Consider the following 15999-nt stretch of genomic DNA (forward strand, 5'->3'; position numbering starts at 1 on the left):
CGGCGGCTGAGTCGGCCCGACCACCGCAGGCTGCCCGATGCTGGGCACCACCCGCGGACGCGAGCGGCCTCGCCGCACAGAGCTTGTAAGCGAGACGTCGATGGGTTCGGGTCGTCAAGGTCGGGCGTTGCCCGCGCGGTGTTCGACGTCTTGGTCGTCGACGTAAGCGGTGGCTTCGAGCTGCTGGCGTTCTTCAGGGTCGAGTTGGCGGTAATAGGTCCAGAAGCTGCCGAAGGCGTCGCTGAGCGCGGGACCGTATGCACTGGTGAGGCCGGCCGTCCTGAGGGTGATGTCGCCGTTCAGAACGGCCCGGGCCATTTCGCGGAGTTCAGGTTGTTGGCTGTTGGCAAGCCGGTCGAGGCTGCCGCGCAGTGCCTTTATGCGTCGGGGATCGTCGTTGGCGATGTCGGCGATGTCGCTCATCGGGTGGCTCCGGCCGTGACGAGGGGGTGGTCGTAGCCGTTGGTGCCGGGTAGCGCGGGGAGCCTGACGGATTCGAGGTCGCCGAGCCGGTGCGTCAGAGCGGACCGGAACGCGAGGACGGCGGCGTTGGCGTGTTGGTAGAGCTGTGTGGCTTGGCCCCAAAGCCGGAGCATGTTGGCGACCTCCACGGCGGCTACGCCGTAGCCGACGACCGCACCGACGCCGGTGGCCGCGGTGATGGTTCCGGCGGCGGCGGAGATACCGGCGATGATGGCCGCGTCGATGAGGCCCTTGATGATGCCGCCGATCGATTCGCCGATGGACCAGACGGAGTCGGCCATGACCTGGTATTCGTTGCCGATGTCGTTGAGCGGTCCCCGCAGGGCGGCGGTGGCACCGGACAGCTGCGTGAAGTAGCTGTGGGCGGCGTCTCCTGCCTGTCCGTGCCACATCTGGTGCAGCGTCGTGGCGCCGGTCTGGACGTTGAGGGCCAGGTCGTGCAGGGCGTTGCCGGCGTTGGTGAGGACGGGTTGCATGGTGGCGAGGGCTTCCCAGTTGCCGAACAGGCGTTCTTGCAGCCAGGAGATCGGGTCGAAGCCGAAGACCGCGTCGAAGCCCTTCATGGCCCAGGACGTGGGGCTGATGTAGTCCATCCAACCGAGGGCGTTCGGGGGTGAGTTCGGCTCCAATGGCGGGGTGAGACTGCCGGATACATCGCGCAGGTCGACGAAGGGCGGTGGGGGACAGGCGAGGGTCCTGAGTTCCTCCTCCAGCGCTGTCGGAGGCTGACAGGGGACGGCACCTGGGAGGGTGCGATCCAGGTCAGATGCTGCCCTGAGGTCGGTCTTCCGGTAGTAGGCGGCGGCAGCAGTCAACTCCGGCCCGGAGGCGTCGAGCAGTGTTGTCAGCCGCTTCATGGTCTCCGAGATGACGGTGGTGGCGTGCCGGTGACCGTCGGCGGCGATGGCGATCAGTTCGCCCCCGGTGGCCTCCTTGGTGTGGTTACCGATGTAACCCGAGACCGCGGTTGCGTCGCCACTCGCGCGATCCAACTGCCGGGCGTAGTTGACCAGCGCCGCAGGTTCGACGTTGAAGCTCACGGTTCGAGCACCGTGGCGAAAAGGACCAGGCCGGCCAGCCCGATCACTACGAGCGCGCTCGATGCCAACAGCAGCCTGACCGCGAGCTCGTGCCGGTGGCGAGCCGGGTAGTAGGCGGCCCCGGCCAGCCCGGCGAGCACGAGAACGAGCATCGGGGTCAGCCGCAGTCCGTCTGCCGCGTCGATGACCATGGCGAAGACGCCGACGAAGCCGAAGAAGATCGCGACGTTGGCGATCGCGTTTCGCAGGTTGGCGTACGCGGTGACCTGCAGGTCGGCGACAGCCCCCCGAATGTCCCGCTCGGCTTGCGCTCGCTCCTCAGGGGACGTCGGCTTACGAGGCTTCCGCCGGCCCTTGTTACTCCCTGCCACCATGCGAGCGACGATAGCAACCATCGATCCGTCGAGGCTGTCCCCGTACGTCGCTCGGGAGGGCAGCGGCGCCAGAGAGCGCCAGGAGAGGGCGTCTTGACATCAGCGGCTGACATCAACGATGGCGGCCGTGGTCGGACAGGTTCGGACGGAATTCGCCTCTGACCCGGATTCAGTGGCCGCCGGTGGACACCGCGCCTCTTGTCGAAAACGCCTTAGAAGCTCGGGATCGAGCGGCGGACCGACTCGCTCGCCGCCCGACCCCTCGGGTTATGCCTGATCAACGCTGGCAGGCCACACCTTGCCCCTCAACGAAGCCTGGACGCTGGTTAGGCCTGGTTTGGTTCCCGAACCACCCCCAAGCAGACCAGGGAGGCCGCTTTACTGCGGTGTTGGATGCCTCGTCGTTGATCGGCAGCGAAGGTTAGCGAAGCGGTCTGACATGGTCGGGTCGCGGTGCCTGGACCAATCGGCGCAGCCCCGTGAACCACTCGGCCGGGGCCGCAGACGCCACCCCTCCGGCCTTCGTCTCACTTGTCGTCGAGTTCGTAACCGTGCGGGGCGACCGTAGACGAACGACTGGTCGAGCTCGCCTTGGTAGCGAACCGACCCGGTCGACCGCGTACGGGAGCGAGCAGACTTGGAAAGCGTGCCTGGGGTGCTGCGAAGGGGACGAAGAGCACCAGCTGTGAGCGGCGTCGGCCGAGCACTCAACGGAGCAGCCAAGTCAGCGAGCATGAGCGGACGATCAGGGACGCGGCTGGCCGGCCGACCAGCAGGAGCACCTGCTGGAACAGAGGTACGGAACCAATTCGTCATGGGTAGGCCACGTCGAGGTAAGGGCGGCATGCGATCAGCGGCGACACCGTCCTGCCCCCTCGCCACCGCCCGCCGGATTCTGGCCTGCCCACGACGGTTGACAACCGTGGTTGTCGAGCGGACTCTGGAGTCGGAGGCCACTGATGAGGGAGCCGATCATGCGGGAGCTGACGTCGGACGAGCGACAGGAACTACGGCGGGAACTGGGTGCTGTTGCCGCGGACTGGGCGCAGCGGCTGCACAACTCTGATGTGGATGTCCGGGGCGGCGCTGCCCAGGAGCCAAGCTCCGCGGAGCGGATGCGGACCCACCTCGCGCGGATGGCGGCAGGTGAGCAGATGCGTCACCTTCTCGCTGACCTCGTGTCCGCCAGTGCCGAGGAAGCGGTGCAGTACGGTGCCGGCTATCCCGAGCTCGGCGCAGCGGTAGGCGCCAGTCGGCAGGCCGCGCGTAAACGATGGCCTGGCCTGTCGAAGAGGCGTGCTTCGGAGTGGAAGCAACCGCCCGGGGGCGTCGGTTGGGCCAGCAGTCATCCGGGAGGCCCGGGACCGTTTTCGGGGACCTGAGGGGCTGGGCTTGACATCTGTGGCTGACATCAACGGTGGCGGCTGAGGCTGGACGAGCGTGGACTGCTGTCGGCTCTACGCCGAACCCGTTGGACGTCAGCGGACGTCGTGACCTTTGCCGAAAGCGCCTTACAAGCGAGGGGGTCGCAGGTTCGAAACCTGCCCCGCCCAGCACCACACCACCAGCCAGAACCACCCGGCGCGGTCGATCCGGCGTGGTCCGAATTCGATTGACGGGATCATCGAGCGGGTTCTACGTTCGCGCCGATGCGCCCTGGAGAGATCGTCGTCGCCACCGAGCAGGTACGCGCCCTGATCGACGAGCAGTTCCCCGAATGGTCGGACCTGCCGATCGTTCCGCAGCCGTTGAACGGCACCGACAACGCGCTGTTCCGGCTGGGTGATTCCCTGACGGCACGGCTGCCGCGGGCGCAGTGGGCGGTCGACCAGGTGGCCACCGACGCGACCTGGCTGCCGCGGCTGGCGCCACATCTTCCGGTGCCGATACCGGTGCCGGTCGCGGTCGGGCGCCCGGGCGGGGACTATCCGTGGCCGTGGACGGTCGTCCCGTGGCTGGACGGGCGTAATCCGGAAGCCGGGCAGGACCTCGTCGACCTCGCGGTCGACCTCGCCGGCTTCGTGCGCGCGATGATCGCGATCGACCCGATGGGCGGGCCGGTCAAGGAGGGGATTCAGCGCGGCGTACCCCTGGTGCAGCGGGACGAGCTGACCCGCCGGTCGATCGCGGCGCTGGGCGACCGGATCGACGGGCGGGCGGTGACCGCGGCGTGGGACGAGGCGATGGAGGCGGACGAGTGGCCCGGACCGCCGGTATGGCTGCACGGTGATCTCCTGGAAGGCAACCTGCTGGTCGACCGGGGCAGGCTCACCGGGGTGATCGACTTCGGTGGTCTCGGCCGCGGCGATCCGGCGGTCGAGGTGCGGCCGGGTTGGAGCCTGTTCGATGCCCGCGCGCGGGCCGCCTACCGGGAGGCGCTCGGGTTCGACGAGGCGACCTGGGTGCGCGGGTGGGGCTGGATGCTGTCGGGCTCGCTCTACTGGCTGGCGGACCTGTGGGATTCGATCAGCGAGGACGACCGCGAGGACACGATCCGCTACATCGACCACATCATGCGTCACCGCCACGACTGATTTCCCGGGCTGCTGGCCATGCTCCGCGAAGTGACCCTGCCCGTGCCACCGCGGAGGCGCCCGCCCCAACCGTGTGACGCAGGCGAGGGTTGGGCGTCGGCGCCCCGGGTGACCTCGGTGCGCGGTCACCCGGGCGCCGCAGGTCATGTCGTCGGTCTGGCCTCGTGCAGGATCCGGGCCAGCTCGGCCGGTCGGCTGAGCATGGGCCAGTGCCACGCCGGCAGTTCCTCGTACCGCCACGAGTCGCCGGCCATGTGCCGGCACAGCGGCACGGTGGCGGCCGTCTGGCGTACCTGCTCGGCGGTGAAGCTGGACAGCACGCCGAGGCGGGGCAGCTTCTCCCACGCCCCGGTGAGCCGCACCGGGGTGGTGGCGGTCGGCCACGGTTGGGCCACCGACCGCTCGTCGAGCAGTGCGACGACCGACTCGTCGACGTCTGCCGCTCCCGCCGCTAGTTCGGCCCACGGTGGGGGCGGCAACCGCCAGCCGTCGCCGTGTTCGGCGACCATCGCCGCGTTGCGTTCACGTTCCTGCGGTGGGCTGAACTCGTCGTTCGCCACCCCGTCGGGCAGCGGGCCGGTGTCGACGAAGACCAGCTGGGCGACGCGGTCGGTCATGCGGTCGGCGGCGGCGGTGGTCACGACCGCGCCGGCGTAGCTGTGCCCGACGAGGACCACGTCGCGCAGGTCCTCGTAGCGGAACAGGTTCACGACGTCCGTGACGTGGACGTCGAGGTCGATGTCCGGGCGGGCGAGGTGGGCGCGCTCGCCCAGGCCGGTCAGGCTCAGCGGGTACACCTCGTGGCCGAGCTCACGCAGCGCGGTGGTGACCGGGCGCCAGGCCCACGCGCCCAGCCAGAACCCCGGAACCAGTACGAATGTCGTCATGTACGAGACGCTACGATCAATACCGGACAGATTCCGCCCGGATTAGGAGCGAGACTGTTGGCCCGGCCCACCGCGCGTGTACTGGCGCTGCTGGAGATCCTCCAAGCCGGTGGCGGCTTCACCCTCGCCGACCTGGCGGGTCGGCTCGGCGTCGACGAGCGCACGGTCCGCCGCTACGCCGCGCACCTCGCCGACCTCGGCATGCCGGTCGAGGCCCGGCGCGGTCGCTACGGCGGGTACCGGCTCGCACCCGGCTACAAGCTGCCGCCGCTCATGCTCACCGATGAGGAGGCGGTCGCTGTCATGCTCGGTCTGGTCGCCGCCAACCGGGCCGGGCTGGCCACCGCCGGCGGCGCGGCCACCGAGAGCGCGACCGCGAAGATCCGCCGGGTACTGCCGGCCGTCCTCGCCCGGCGGATCGACTCGCTGCTGGCCACCGTGGACTTCACCGCGCAGGTCCGTCAGCCCGCCTCGCCCGACATCGAGGTGCTGCTGGTGCTCGCTGAGGCGGCCCGCCATCAGCAAGCGGTGAGCATCGCCTACACCACCTGGCACGGCCGGTCCGGCGAGCGCCGACTCGACCCGTACGGGCTGGTCTTCCATGCTGGCCGGTGGTACGTCACCGGTCACGACCACCACCGCGGGGCCGTGCGAACGTTCCGGCTCGACCGGATCGGGGCGGCCCGCCCCGTGCCGGGCAGGTTCGACATCCCGGCCAGCTTCGACCCCACCACGCAGGTGCTGGCCGGTCTGGCCGCCGTGCCGTACGCGCACGACATCTCCGTGGTGCTGCACACCAGCCTGGCGCAGGCGCAGCGCCGGATCCCGCCGTCGGTCGGCACGCTCACCGAGGTGCCCGACGGGGTGCGCCTCACGGCCCGGGTCGAACGGCTCGACGGCGCGGCGCAGATGCTCGCCGGGCTCGGCTGGCCGTTCACGATCGACCGGCCGGACGAACTCAAGGACGAGATACGCGCCCTGGCCGCCCGACTGCGCACCGACGCCGGCAGATGAGCAGCAGTCCGGCCCCAGCCGCCGTCCGCCTCCGGTACTACCGCGAGTATTCGGCGTGCAGTTGGGCGTGCGGCCGGCGTTGATCGGGGTGGTGGCGGGGTCGACCCATGCCGATCTCCGCGCAGCAGTGCGTACCCGGTGTCCGGGCACGGTGAGCCGGACACTCCTCGGCCAGGGCACGGACCTGGTCGGCTTCCCGCTCGAACGCCTCGCGGCTACCGGTGAGCAGCAACGTGTCGGCGGCGATGTCCCAGCGGAGATGATCGCGGAACTCCCGATACCGGAACCGCCTGTGGTCGGCCCTCGACGGGGCTGGCCACGCGTCACCGGGTAGGACGACGGTGTGCGGCCTGCCGGTGCCCAGCCGGGAACGCACCTGCTTCCACCGTGACGGCGGGAACGCGAGACGGTGGTGCAGCAGCACCAGGTCGAGCGGGCGTCCCCAGACGTGGGTGGGCAGTTCCGCGCGGCGCAGCGGGAGGTGGACGATCGTGTGCGGCGACCGGGCGGCCAGGCCCCACGCCTTGGCGAACAGCACCGCTGTCTCCTTGTCGAGGCAGAACTGGGCGCCGAGAGGGCCCTCGTAGAGGCTGGCGAACCTCGGCGTCCTCGCCGGCCGCACGACCCGGTACCGGTGGCAGCCGAGTTGGACGGTACGGACCAGCACCGGCCACCTGCGTCCGCCCAACCGTTGATCCACTCCAGCACCCTTCGACCATCCGTCGTCGACGAGCAGTGTCGCCGGAGCGGGCCCGAAGTGGCGACGGAGTTTCCGGACGGCGTCGGTCCCCACGTCCGGCCGGGGAGAGGCCGACGGGGACTCATTCCGGCGGCGATTCGGCTCCCGGACCCGCGTCAAGAACGATCACAGGTCGGACCTGCCACGCAGGTAGGTGGGGGCCCGGCCGGCGGGTCGCCGGCCGGGCCTCCGATCAGGACTGGTGTGCTCGACGACGCCGGGCGAGGAGGAACATGACCCCGCCCAGTGCCACCATGGCGCCTCCTGTGCCCGTCAGGGCCGGGACCAGGCCGCTACCGGTTACCGGCAGCATCCCGGAGTCGTTGCCCCGATGGCCGGGCCCACCAGGCCCACCGGGAGCGCCGGGCCCACCGGGAGCGCCGGGCCCACCGGGTCCACCGGGAGCGCCGGGCGCACCGGGGCTACCGGGGCTGCCGGGGGCGCCAGGAGCGCCGGGCGCGCCGGGGCTGCCGGGGGCGCCAGGACTGCCGGGGGCGCCGGGGCTGCCGGGCGGGCCAGCTGGGCCGGACGGGCCCGGACTGCCGGGTGGGCCCGACGGGCCGGGCGGGCCGGACGGGCCCGAGGGGCCGCTGGTCGGGCCGGCGCACAGCGGGGCGGTGATGGTGTTGGTGTCCAAGGTGACGGCGGCGGTTCGAGCCAGCGCGCGGCCCTGGAGCGTCGCGCGCGTGGCCATCGTGATCGACGCCTGCGCCATGATGGTGCCCACGAAGGTGGTGCCTGTGCCGATCGTCGCCGAGCTGCCGATCTTCCAGAACACGTTGCAGGGCGAAGCGCCGTTGATCAGGACGACAGTGCTGTTCGACGCTGTCGTCAGCGCCGAGTCAACCTGGAGGATGAACACGGCCTGGGGGTCGCCGTGGGCGTTGAGCGTCAGCGTCCCGGTCAGTTGCGCTGCCCCGATCCGGTAGACGCCGGGGTTGAGGGTGTTGCCGCCGAGTTCCGGGGGCAGGTTGGTGAACGGGGTCCGGCCGGCGGCGTCGTTGAAGGCTGTGGTCAGGTCGCTCTGGGCCTTCAGGGCGACCGCGTCGCCGAGATGGACCTCACCCCCGATGGTTGCCGTTTCGAAGCCCGACGCGGTGGTCCCTGGGTGCCTTCCGAGGTTCTGAGCCAGGAAGCTCGGCCCGGTGTTGGTGGGCTGGGCCCCGGCCAGTACGGAGAAGTTGGCAGCCGTGCCGAGGCCCACTGGCGCCTCCTGCGCGCTGGCCCCGGTCGAGTTGAAGACCAGCAACGTGACGGCCACAGCCGCAGCGGCGGAAGCCGCGAGCGCTGACGGGAGCGCCCGTCTCAGGCGGTGAATGGATCTAACTTTCACAGAACACCCTCCGTGGGTACTACGTGCAGGAGGCGCCGCGAAAAGCGGCGTCCTGCCCAAAGCGGCAGATATAGCGCAGAGCGGCGCGTTGACTACCAAATCACCTTGAAGTGGCGTAATGGGTGGAAACCAGACAATACGTAAGCTTCACATTGATGACTGGACTGTGGAGAGACGTGCCGAGCGCGCACCGAACCACCTGGCCAGCGCGACGTCGAGCGACCGCTGATCGTCGCCGACCCACGCCACGTGCCCGTCCGGCCGCAGCAGTAGCGCCGGCACGTCCGGCTCGTCGCCGGTGTCGGAGACGTGGTCGACCCGGTCGGCCCAGCCGTCCACCGTGAGCCGCCCCGTCCGGTCGAGCAGCAGCCCGCTGCCGGTGCGCATCACCTCGAACAGGCGCCCACGCTTCAGGTGGACGTCGCGCAGCCGTCGCCCGAGCAGCTCATGGCCCGCACCGAAGTCGTACCGGACGCTGATGGCCGTGATCTTCTCGATCAGGAACCGGTTGACGTCGTCGAAGTCCATGAGCTGGGCCACCAACCGCCGCACCGCCTGCGGCCCGGGCTCGTTGGTCGTCAGCTGCATCTGTGCACGGGTGTTGTTCAGCACGTCGGCGGCCACCGGATGCCGCTCGGACCCGTAGCTGTCCAGCAGGTCGTCCGGCGCCCAGCCGTTGACGGCCGCCGCCAGCTTCCAACCCAGGTTGAACGAGTCCTGGATCCCCAGATTGAGCCCCTGCCCGCCCATCGGCGGGTGGACGTGGGCGGCGTCCCCGGCCAGGAACACCCGTCCGACCCGGTACCGCTCGGCCTGGCGGGTCGCGTCGCCGAAGCGCGACAGCCAGCGGGGGGAGTGCACGCCGAAGTCGGTGCCGGCATACCTGCGCAGCTGTTGCTTGAACTCCTCGAACGTCGGCGGCACCGAACGGTCCTCGACCACGCCCTCCGCCGGCACGACCGCCCGGAACACGCCCGGCTTGTCCGACGGCCCGATCCCGAACCGCTTCTCGGTCCTGCGCACCTCGGTCATCACCTCGGTGATGTCCTCCGGGGACGCCGTCACCTCCATCTCGCCCAGCAGCGTGTCGATTCTCGACGGCTCGCCGGGGAACCCGACCCCGAGCAGTTTCCGGACCGTGCTGCGCCCGCCGTCGCAGCCGACGACAAACCGCGCACGCAACGGCGCTGCGATTCCGCCTCCGTCACCGCAATGGACGGTGACGCCGTCGTCGTCCTGCTCCAGCCCGACCACCGCACAGCCGCGCCGGATCTCGGTGCCGACGTCGGCCGCGTGCTCGGCGAGCAGCCGGTCGGTGAGCGTCTGCGGAATGCCGAGCACGTAACCGTGTGCGGTGTCCAGCCCGGTGGGAGCGGGCTTGTCGATGCCCGCGAAGAAGCCCCGGATCGGGTACCGCCTGCCGTTCTCGAGGAACCGCTCCAGCAGCCCCCGCTGGTCCAGCAGCTCGATGCTGCGCACGTGCAGCCCGAGCGACCGCACGAACGGCGGCGGCTCGCCCTCCTTCTCCAGCACGAGCACGGTGACGCCCCGCAGACGCAGCTCGCTCGCCAGCATCATGCCGGTCGGCCCGCCGCCGACGACGATCACATCGAACATGCAGTCCCCCATGGTGTGTGCCCGGCCGACCACTGTGCGCCACGACCGGGGTCTTGCCGCAAGCCCGGGGGTGCCGTATATGTTGACAGTGGCAAGGAGTTCTCCTCCTTGCCTTTGTTGTTTCCGACCCCAGCAGCGCCCGACCCGGGGCGCCCCCGAACTCGGGTCGTACCACCACGACGGAACCTTCGGCGCGTGCGGCGCGGCGGCTAGGGTGACCGAGTGGAGGATCGGCAACTTCTCAGCTCATCGTTCGGCGCGGCGGCCGCCGCCTACGCCGAGCACCGCCCGGACTACGCGCAGGGCGCCGTGCGTTGGGCGCTGGAGCCCGCGCCCGGCCCGCGGGTGCTCGACCTCGGCGCCGGGACCGGCAAGCTGACCGCCACGCTGGTCGCGTCCGGTGCCGACGTCGTCGCGGTCGAGCCCGACCCGGGGATGCTGACCGAGCTGCGCCGGGCGCTGCCGACCGTCCGTGCCCTGCCGGGCAGCGCCGAGGCGATCCCGCTGCCGGACGCGTCCGTCGACGCCGTGCTGGCCGGCAACGCCCTGCACTGGTTCGACATGGCCGTCGCCGGGCCGGAGATCGCCAGGGTCCTCGCGCCCGGGGGCATCCTGGCCGGCCTGTGGAACGTCATGGACGACCGGGTCGACTGGATCGCCGGGCTGGAACGGGTCAGCGGGAGCGCGGCCATCGGCCCCCGTGACACGCTGCGCAGGTGGCGCGCCGCGACGGCGGACCTGTGCTCTCCCGGCAGCGGCCTCGCCTCCCGGTTCGGCTCGCCGGAGCAGGCCGAGTTCGCGCACGGGCAGCGCCGCACCGCCGACTCCCTCGTCGCGACCCTCGCGACGCGCGCCGGAATGCTGGTCATGCCGGAACCGGACCGGGAAGCGACGCTCGGCCGGATCCGCGCCTTCCTCGGGAGCCGACCCGAAACCGCCCTCGGCGAGTTCACCCTCCCGCTGCTGACCGGCGTGCTGCGCGTCCGACGGTGACGCCGCCCGGCGGGCCGTCCCGGTCAGGCGAAGCCGCCGTCGCTGTGCAGGAGTTGGCCGTTGATCCAGCCCCCGTCGGGTGAGCACAGGAACGCGACGAGGTTCGCGCAGTCCTGCGGGCGCCCGAGGCGACCGAGCGGCGTGGACCGCAGGACGGCATCCCTGACCTCAGCCGTCATCCAGCCGGTGTCGGTGGGGCCCGGATCGATGGCGTTGGCGGTCACGCCGAGGTGGGCCAGTTCCTGGGCGGCGGCCAGGGTGATCCGGTCGAGAGCGCCCTTGCTGGCTCCGTAGGGCAGGTTCCGGACGGTGGCGTCACTGGTCAGGCTGATGACGCGTCCGGTGCCGTGCGCCCCTCGGAACCGTCGGGCGTACTCGCGGATCAGGAGCCAGCTCGCCCGGGCGTTGACCGCGAAGTGCCGGTCGAAGCTCTCGATGCTGGTGTCGAGCAGGCCCGAGTCGACACTCTCGCAGTGGGCGAGGACGAGCGCGGTGACCGGGCCCAGCTCCCGCTCCACGGCCTCGAAGACCGCGGCCGTGGCCTGCGGATCACTGAGGTCCGCCTCGATCGCGGCGGTGGTCGCCCCGTGCGTGCCGGCCTGGTCGCCGAGTCGCGTCACCGCCTCGGGGTCGGCGCCCCAGGGCATCCGCTCGTCGTACGGGGTCCAGTAGGTGAACCCGATGTCCCAGCCGCGCTGAGCCAGCGTCAGCACCACCGAGGCGGCGATGCCGGCGCTGCGGCCCGCGCCGGTCACCAGGGCGACGGGCCGGTGCCCTTGTTCCGTGCCGTCCATAGCAACCCTCGTCCGTCGCAGCCAGCGTCCCTGGGTCACGCCTACCTGTCGTGCTGTCGGCGCACCATCTCGGCGATCCAGATGGGCGCGTACGGCGACGTGCAGCCCGGGGGAGTCGGGTAGTCCTTGAGCACCTCCAGGCGCTCGCCGATGTCGATGGCGCGGGCGCGGAGCGCGGCGTCCTCGATCCCGATCTGTGCCAGGCAGTGGTTCATCGCCCACTGCAGCCGAGGCGGGGCGTCCTTCAGCTCCGCCTCGATGACGTCGAGCAGCCGGGCCAGGTCGAGGCCCTCGGGCCGCTTCGCCACGCGTTCCGTGGTCAGCGCCCAGCCGGCGCTCGCGACCACGGGATCCGGATCGGCGAACCAGGCCACCCGCAGCTCTTCCGCGTGGGGGTTCTTCTTCACCACGTAGTTCACGAGCCAGTCGTGCACCTTGGGTGTGCGCGCCTCGCGCACCATGGCGTCCAACTCGTCGTGCGCGAACGCCTTCGGGCGGCAGATCAGGAGGGCCAGCAGTCGCGCCGCGCTGTCGCCGGTCGCCCAGAGCTGGCACGCGAGTTCCTGCTGCGTCTTCAGCCGCTTCGCGAGCGCGCGCAGCTTGCTCAGGTTCACGCCGTGATCGTCACCGTGCCGCTCGTTCACCGCGCGTGCCTTCGGGTCCTCCAGCTCGGCCAGCTCGGCCATCACCTCGGCCAGCGTCGTCTCGGCCACCTCAGCCTCCCGCCCATCAGGTGCGGGATGCAGCCTACGGGGCCACGATGATCATGTGGGGGTGCGTTACCCGGGGGGTGACGGCGGCTCGGGTGGGCCCCGGTGCGCGCGGACCGTGTCGGCGACGGCGACCCCGAGCAGGACCGCGGTGGCCGCCACGGCAGCCACCAGTGGTGGGGCCAGGAGCACCGCGGGCGCCAGCGCGAGCAGTACGAGGATTCCGATCGGGCGGTCCGGGGACACCCGGGCGAAGACGGCGTACTCGAAGGCGGCGCGACCGGCCAGGAACAGCGCGGGCCCGCCGAGGATGACGGCGACCCAGGCGCGTGGCGTGTGCCCGAGTGGATGCGCGATGACGAGTTCGTCGCCCACCGCGGTGGCGACGATGCCGGCGAGCATCACCAGATGGGCGGTCGCCGCCGACCGGGCGAGGGGATCCGGCCGGCGGGCCGCCGCGATGGCGGCGGGCAGCAGTTCCCCGGCCCGGTGCAGGTAGATCCGCCAGAACAGGACCGTGGCGACGAACGACACCACGAACGCCGTCGTCCGGTCGGCGGCGAAGCCGCTGCCACTCAGGGTCAAACGCGCCGACCAGGATCAGCTCGCCGAGCGCGATGATGAAGAGCTGTTGGTACCGCTCGGCCAGGTGCTCGGCCACGATCGGGTACTCCGCGTCGGGCGAGCGACCCAGCCGTGGCGTCGGGAAGCGCAGGACGGTGCCCGTGAAATCCAGCGCGACCGCCAGCGTCCACAGGACGACCCGGGCCGGCACCGGCGCCAGCGCCCCGGCGATCCAGGGCACCGCCGACACGGCGAACCAGGTCAACACCCGGATGCTCCGGCGCTGCAACTCCTGGCCGCGCAGGGCGAGGACGAGGAAGAGCTGACGGCCGACATGGATGGCGACGTACGCGCCCGCGAAGGCGAGGCCCCGCGCGCCGAACGCGTCGGGCAGCGCCACGACCATCACCAGGCTGCCGAGCATGGTCCCCGTGATCACCAGCTGTATCGACATCTGTCGCGGGTCGTACAGGTTGGTGGTCCAGGTGGTGATGCTCCAGACCCACCAGACGGCCAGCAGCAGCACCAGCGTCCGGAAGGCACCCGCCCAGGTGAGGTCCTGCAGCAGCTCGTGCGAGAGCTGGATGAGCGCGACGACGAACACCAGGTCGAAGAACAGCTCCAGAAAGTTCGCCCGGTGCGGCCCCTCGGGCATGCGCAGCAGCTTGGTGCCGCTCGCCGTCCTCATCGGCTGGCCCGCACGGCGCCCTAGCCGAAGGTGAAGACGTACGCCTCGGCGCCGGGCGCGAGGAACGTGATCTCCAGGGTCCGGTCCCGCACGGTGTCCCGTTGACGGACGAGCTGGTACAGCCGGCCCTCCCGGAGGAGGCCGTTGCCGTCCTCGTCCACGTCGTCGCCGTGTGCCGGGCCCGGTGCCGCGCCGTCGAGGAGCAGGCGGAAGGGGATCGGGTCCCGCGTGCCGGGCGACAGCACGAGATGCGCGTCGCGTGCGTGGAACCGGAAGGCGAGGGTGCCGCCGGCCCGCTCGAGCACGATGTTCTCCGAGCCGATCGTCCACTCGCCGCCGAGCGCCCAGTGGTCGGCGGGCAGGCTCGCGGGGACCTCGTAGACGTTGGTGGCGTCGTACGTGGCCTGGTCCGGCGACGCGAACTGCTCGGAGCGGGCGTAGCCGAGATAGGTTTCGGGCGTCCGCAGGTGCTCCCAGTCGGCGTCGGCCTCCACACCGTGCCCCCGCACCGGGACGGGTTCGCGGTCGACGCCGAGCAGCCGCTGGATGACGCGTTCCGACTGCTCGTAGCGGCCCTCGCCGAAGTGGCGGTCGCGGATCACACCGTCGGCGTCGACGAAGTAGAGCGCCGGCCAGTAGTGGTTGTCGAACGCGCTCCAGACGGCGTAGTCGCTGTCGACCGCCACCGGGTAGTCGATGCCCCGCGCCGCCACCGCCCGGCGCACCGCGTCGATGTCGTGCTCGAACGCGAACTCCGGCGTGTGCACGCCGATGACGACCAGCCCGTCGTCCCGGTAGGCCTGCGACCACGCCCGGACGTACGGCTCCTGGCGCAGCCAGTTGATGCAGGTCAGCGTCCAGAAGTTCACGACGACGGGGCGCCCGCGCAGCTCGGCGGGACCGAGTGGCCCGGTGTTGAGCCACCCGGTCGCCCCGTCGAGCGCGGGCAGGTGCAGCCGCTCGGAGACAGCCATCTAGCGCAGCGACCGGAAGGCGGTGCGAAGCTCGTCGCACAGGAGTTGCGGCTGCTCCCAGGCCGCGAAGTGCCCGCCCCGGTCCAGCTTGTTGTAGTGGATGAGGTTCGGATACGCCTGCTCGGCCCAGCTCCGCGGCGCCTCGTAGAGCTCGTCGGGGAAGACGCTGACGGCGGCCGGGACGGAGACGTCCTTGGCGCCGAGGAAGGAGAGCTTGTTCTCCCAGTAGATCCGGGCGGCGGAGACGCCCGTGTTGGTCAGCCAGGTGAGCGTGATGTTGTCGAGGATGTCGTCGCGGGTGAGGCCGCCGGGTTGCCCGGCGAAGGCCCGGCAGATCAGCTCCAGGCTGGCCGCGTCGTGGTCGCACATGAAGGTCGCCAGCGCGACCGGCGAGTCCGCGAGGCCGATCAGCGTCTCCGGGCGGGTGGCCATGATCAGGGCGTAGGCGGCATGCTTCCAGAAGAAGTCCTGCTGCTCGACGGCCCGCCGCTCCTCCGCGGAGAGGTTGGCCGGCAGCTTGCCCAGCGCGTTGTTGATGCCGGTGATGTCGGACTGGACCAGCGCGTCGAGCTCGGGCGGCACCGTGCTGGGCATGTTGGTGTGGATGCCGGCCAGTTCCGGCGGCGCCTGCACCCCCATCATGTTGGTGATCAGCGCACCCCAGTCGCCGCCCTGGGCGACGAACCGGTCGTAGCCGAGGCGCTTCATCAGCTCGGTCCAGGCACGCGCGACGTGCTCCGGGCCCCAGCCGGGCTCGGTCGGCTTACCGGAGAAGCCGTAACCCGGCATCGACGGGATGACCAGGTGGAAGGCGTCCGACGCGGACCCGCCGTGGGCCGTGGGGTCGGTCAGCGGCTCGATGATCTTCAGCTGTTCGATGATCGAGCCGGGCCAGCCGTGCGTGACGATGAGCGGCAGGGCGTCCTCGTGCTTGGACCGGACGTGGATGAAGTGGATGTCCAGGCCGTCGATCTCCGTGATGAAGTTCGGCAGCGAGTTCAACCGCGCCTCGACCTTGCGCCAGTCGTACTCCTTCTCCCAGTAGCGGGCGAGGGCCTGGCTGGTCTCCAGCGGCACGCCCTGCGACTGATCCTGGACGGTCTCCTTCTCCGGCCAGCGGGTGGCCGCGATGCGCCGCCGCATCTCCTGGAGGTCCGCCTCCGGGATCTCCACCGTGAACGGCCGGATGTCGGTGGCGCGGGCCAGCGTCTGGGTCTTGACGGCCACGTCGGGCTCCTTTTCCTCGGATGTGTCT

Annotated in this window: 15 protein-coding genes and 1 pseudogene; 3 read left to right on the forward strand and 13 right to left on the reverse strand. The window is 70.9% G+C overall.

The features are described from left to right. Positions 1–114 precede the first annotated feature (114 nt). Genes RMN56_RS19515 through RMN56_RS19525 form a run of 3 tightly spaced genes read right to left on the reverse strand, consistent with a single transcriptional unit; the run spans position 115 to position 1897 of the window. Positions 115–423: a hypothetical protein gene (locus tag RMN56_RS19515; protein WP_313718904.1), complete on the reverse strand. Its 309-nt coding sequence runs from the start codon at positions 421–423 to the stop codon at positions 115–117. After that, on the reverse strand, positions 420–1523 hold the full coding sequence (locus RMN56_RS19520; protein ID WP_313718905.1) for a WXG100 family type VII secretion target: 1104 nt from the start codon (positions 1521–1523) through the stop codon (positions 420–422). The genes RMN56_RS19515 and RMN56_RS19520 overlap by 4 nt, the downstream gene beginning before the upstream one ends. Then, positions 1520–1897: a hypothetical protein gene (locus RMN56_RS19525; protein ID WP_313718906.1), complete on the reverse strand. Its 378-nt coding sequence runs from the start codon at positions 1895–1897 to the stop codon at positions 1520–1522. Before RMN56_RS19525 ends, RMN56_RS19520 begins: the two co-directional genes overlap by 4 nt. A gap of 1649 nt (positions 1898–3546) precedes the next feature. On the opposite strand from RMN56_RS19525, the gene RMN56_RS19530 reads away from it, so the two are divergent. After that, the gene (locus RMN56_RS19530) at positions 3547–4431 is read left to right on the forward strand and encodes an aminoglycoside phosphotransferase family protein (RefSeq protein ID WP_313718907.1); all 885 of its coding nucleotides are present in this window, start codon (positions 3547–3549) and stop codon (positions 4429–4431) included. A 143-nt stretch (positions 4432–4574) separates the two neighbouring features. Here RMN56_RS19530 and RMN56_RS19535 read toward each other — a convergent pair whose 3' ends face one another. Next, entirely contained in the window at positions 4575–5318 is a 744-nt protein-coding gene (locus RMN56_RS19535; protein WP_313718908.1) for an alpha/beta fold hydrolase, read from the reverse strand. Positions 5319–5375: 57 nt separating this feature from the next. On the opposite strand from RMN56_RS19535, the gene RMN56_RS19540 reads away from it, so the two are divergent. Continuing rightward, positions 5376–6332, forward strand: coding sequence for a helix-turn-helix transcriptional regulator (locus tag RMN56_RS19540; RefSeq protein WP_313718910.1), 957 nt, complete (start codon positions 5376–5378; stop codon positions 6330–6332). 37 nt (positions 6333–6369) lie between these two features. Here RMN56_RS19540 and RMN56_RS19545 read toward each other — a convergent pair whose 3' ends face one another. The 3 genes from RMN56_RS19545 to rox form a co-directional block, all read right to left on the reverse strand. Next, a complete protein-coding gene (locus RMN56_RS19545; RefSeq protein WP_313718911.1) occupies positions 6370–7020 on the reverse strand; it encodes a hypothetical protein in 651 nt (216 codons plus the stop codon). 244 nt (positions 7021–7264) lie between these two features. Continuing rightward, positions 7265–8332, reverse strand: a complete 1068-nt coding sequence (locus RMN56_RS19550; RefSeq protein WP_313718913.1) for an ice-binding family protein — start codon at positions 8330–8332, stop codon at positions 7265–7267. 219 nt (positions 8333–8551) lie between these two features. Next, complete coding sequence (rox, locus tag RMN56_RS19555; RefSeq protein ID WP_313718915.1) at positions 8552–10021, reverse strand: rifampin monooxygenase; 1470 nt, start codon at positions 10019–10021, stop codon at positions 8552–8554. Between the two features lie 222 nt (positions 10022–10243). On the opposite strand from rox, the gene RMN56_RS19560 reads away from it, so the two are divergent. Further along, complete coding sequence (locus tag RMN56_RS19560; RefSeq protein WP_313718916.1) at positions 10244–11014, forward strand: class I SAM-dependent methyltransferase; 771 nt, start codon at positions 10244–10246, stop codon at positions 11012–11014. 23 nt (positions 11015–11037) lie between these two features. Here RMN56_RS19560 and RMN56_RS19565 read toward each other — a convergent pair whose 3' ends face one another. From RMN56_RS19565 to RMN56_RS19590, 6 genes and pseudogenes are all read right to left on the reverse strand, one after another. Continuing rightward, positions 11038–11808 carry an SDR family oxidoreductase gene (locus RMN56_RS19565; RefSeq protein WP_313718918.1) on the reverse strand — a complete coding sequence of 257 codons (771 nt, stop codon included), beginning with the start codon at positions 11806–11808 and terminating at the stop codon, positions 11038–11040. Positions 11809–11849: 41 nt separating this feature from the next. Further along, positions 11850–12521 (reverse strand): DNA alkylation repair protein, encoded by a 672-nt coding sequence (locus tag RMN56_RS19570; protein ID WP_313718919.1) that lies wholly within the window; start codon positions 12519–12521, stop codon positions 11850–11852. Positions 12522–12587: 66 nt separating this feature from the next. After that, the gene (locus tag RMN56_RS19575; protein ID WP_313718920.1) at positions 12588–13052 is read right to left on the reverse strand and encodes a low temperature requirement protein A; all 465 of its coding nucleotides are present in this window, start codon (positions 13050–13052) and stop codon (positions 12588–12590) included. Positions 13053–13170: 118 nt separating this feature from the next. Further along, positions 13171–13770 (reverse strand): annotated as a pseudogene (locus RMN56_RS19580) (low temperature requirement protein A); the annotation flags it as partial. 20 nt (positions 13771–13790) lie between these two features. Then, complete coding sequence (locus RMN56_RS19585) at positions 13791–14744, reverse strand: redoxin family protein (RefSeq protein WP_313718921.1); 954 nt, start codon at positions 14742–14744, stop codon at positions 13791–13793. After that, positions 14745–15971: an epoxide hydrolase family protein gene (locus tag RMN56_RS19590; protein ID WP_313718923.1), complete on the reverse strand. Its 1227-nt coding sequence runs from the start codon at positions 15969–15971 to the stop codon at positions 14745–14747. It lies immediately after the preceding gene. Positions 15972–15999 lie beyond the last annotated feature (28 nt).

The organism is Micromonospora halotolerans, assembly GCF_032108445.1.
GTDB classification, from domain to species: Bacteria; Actinomycetota; Actinomycetes; order Mycobacteriales; family Micromonosporaceae; genus Micromonospora; species Micromonospora halotolerans.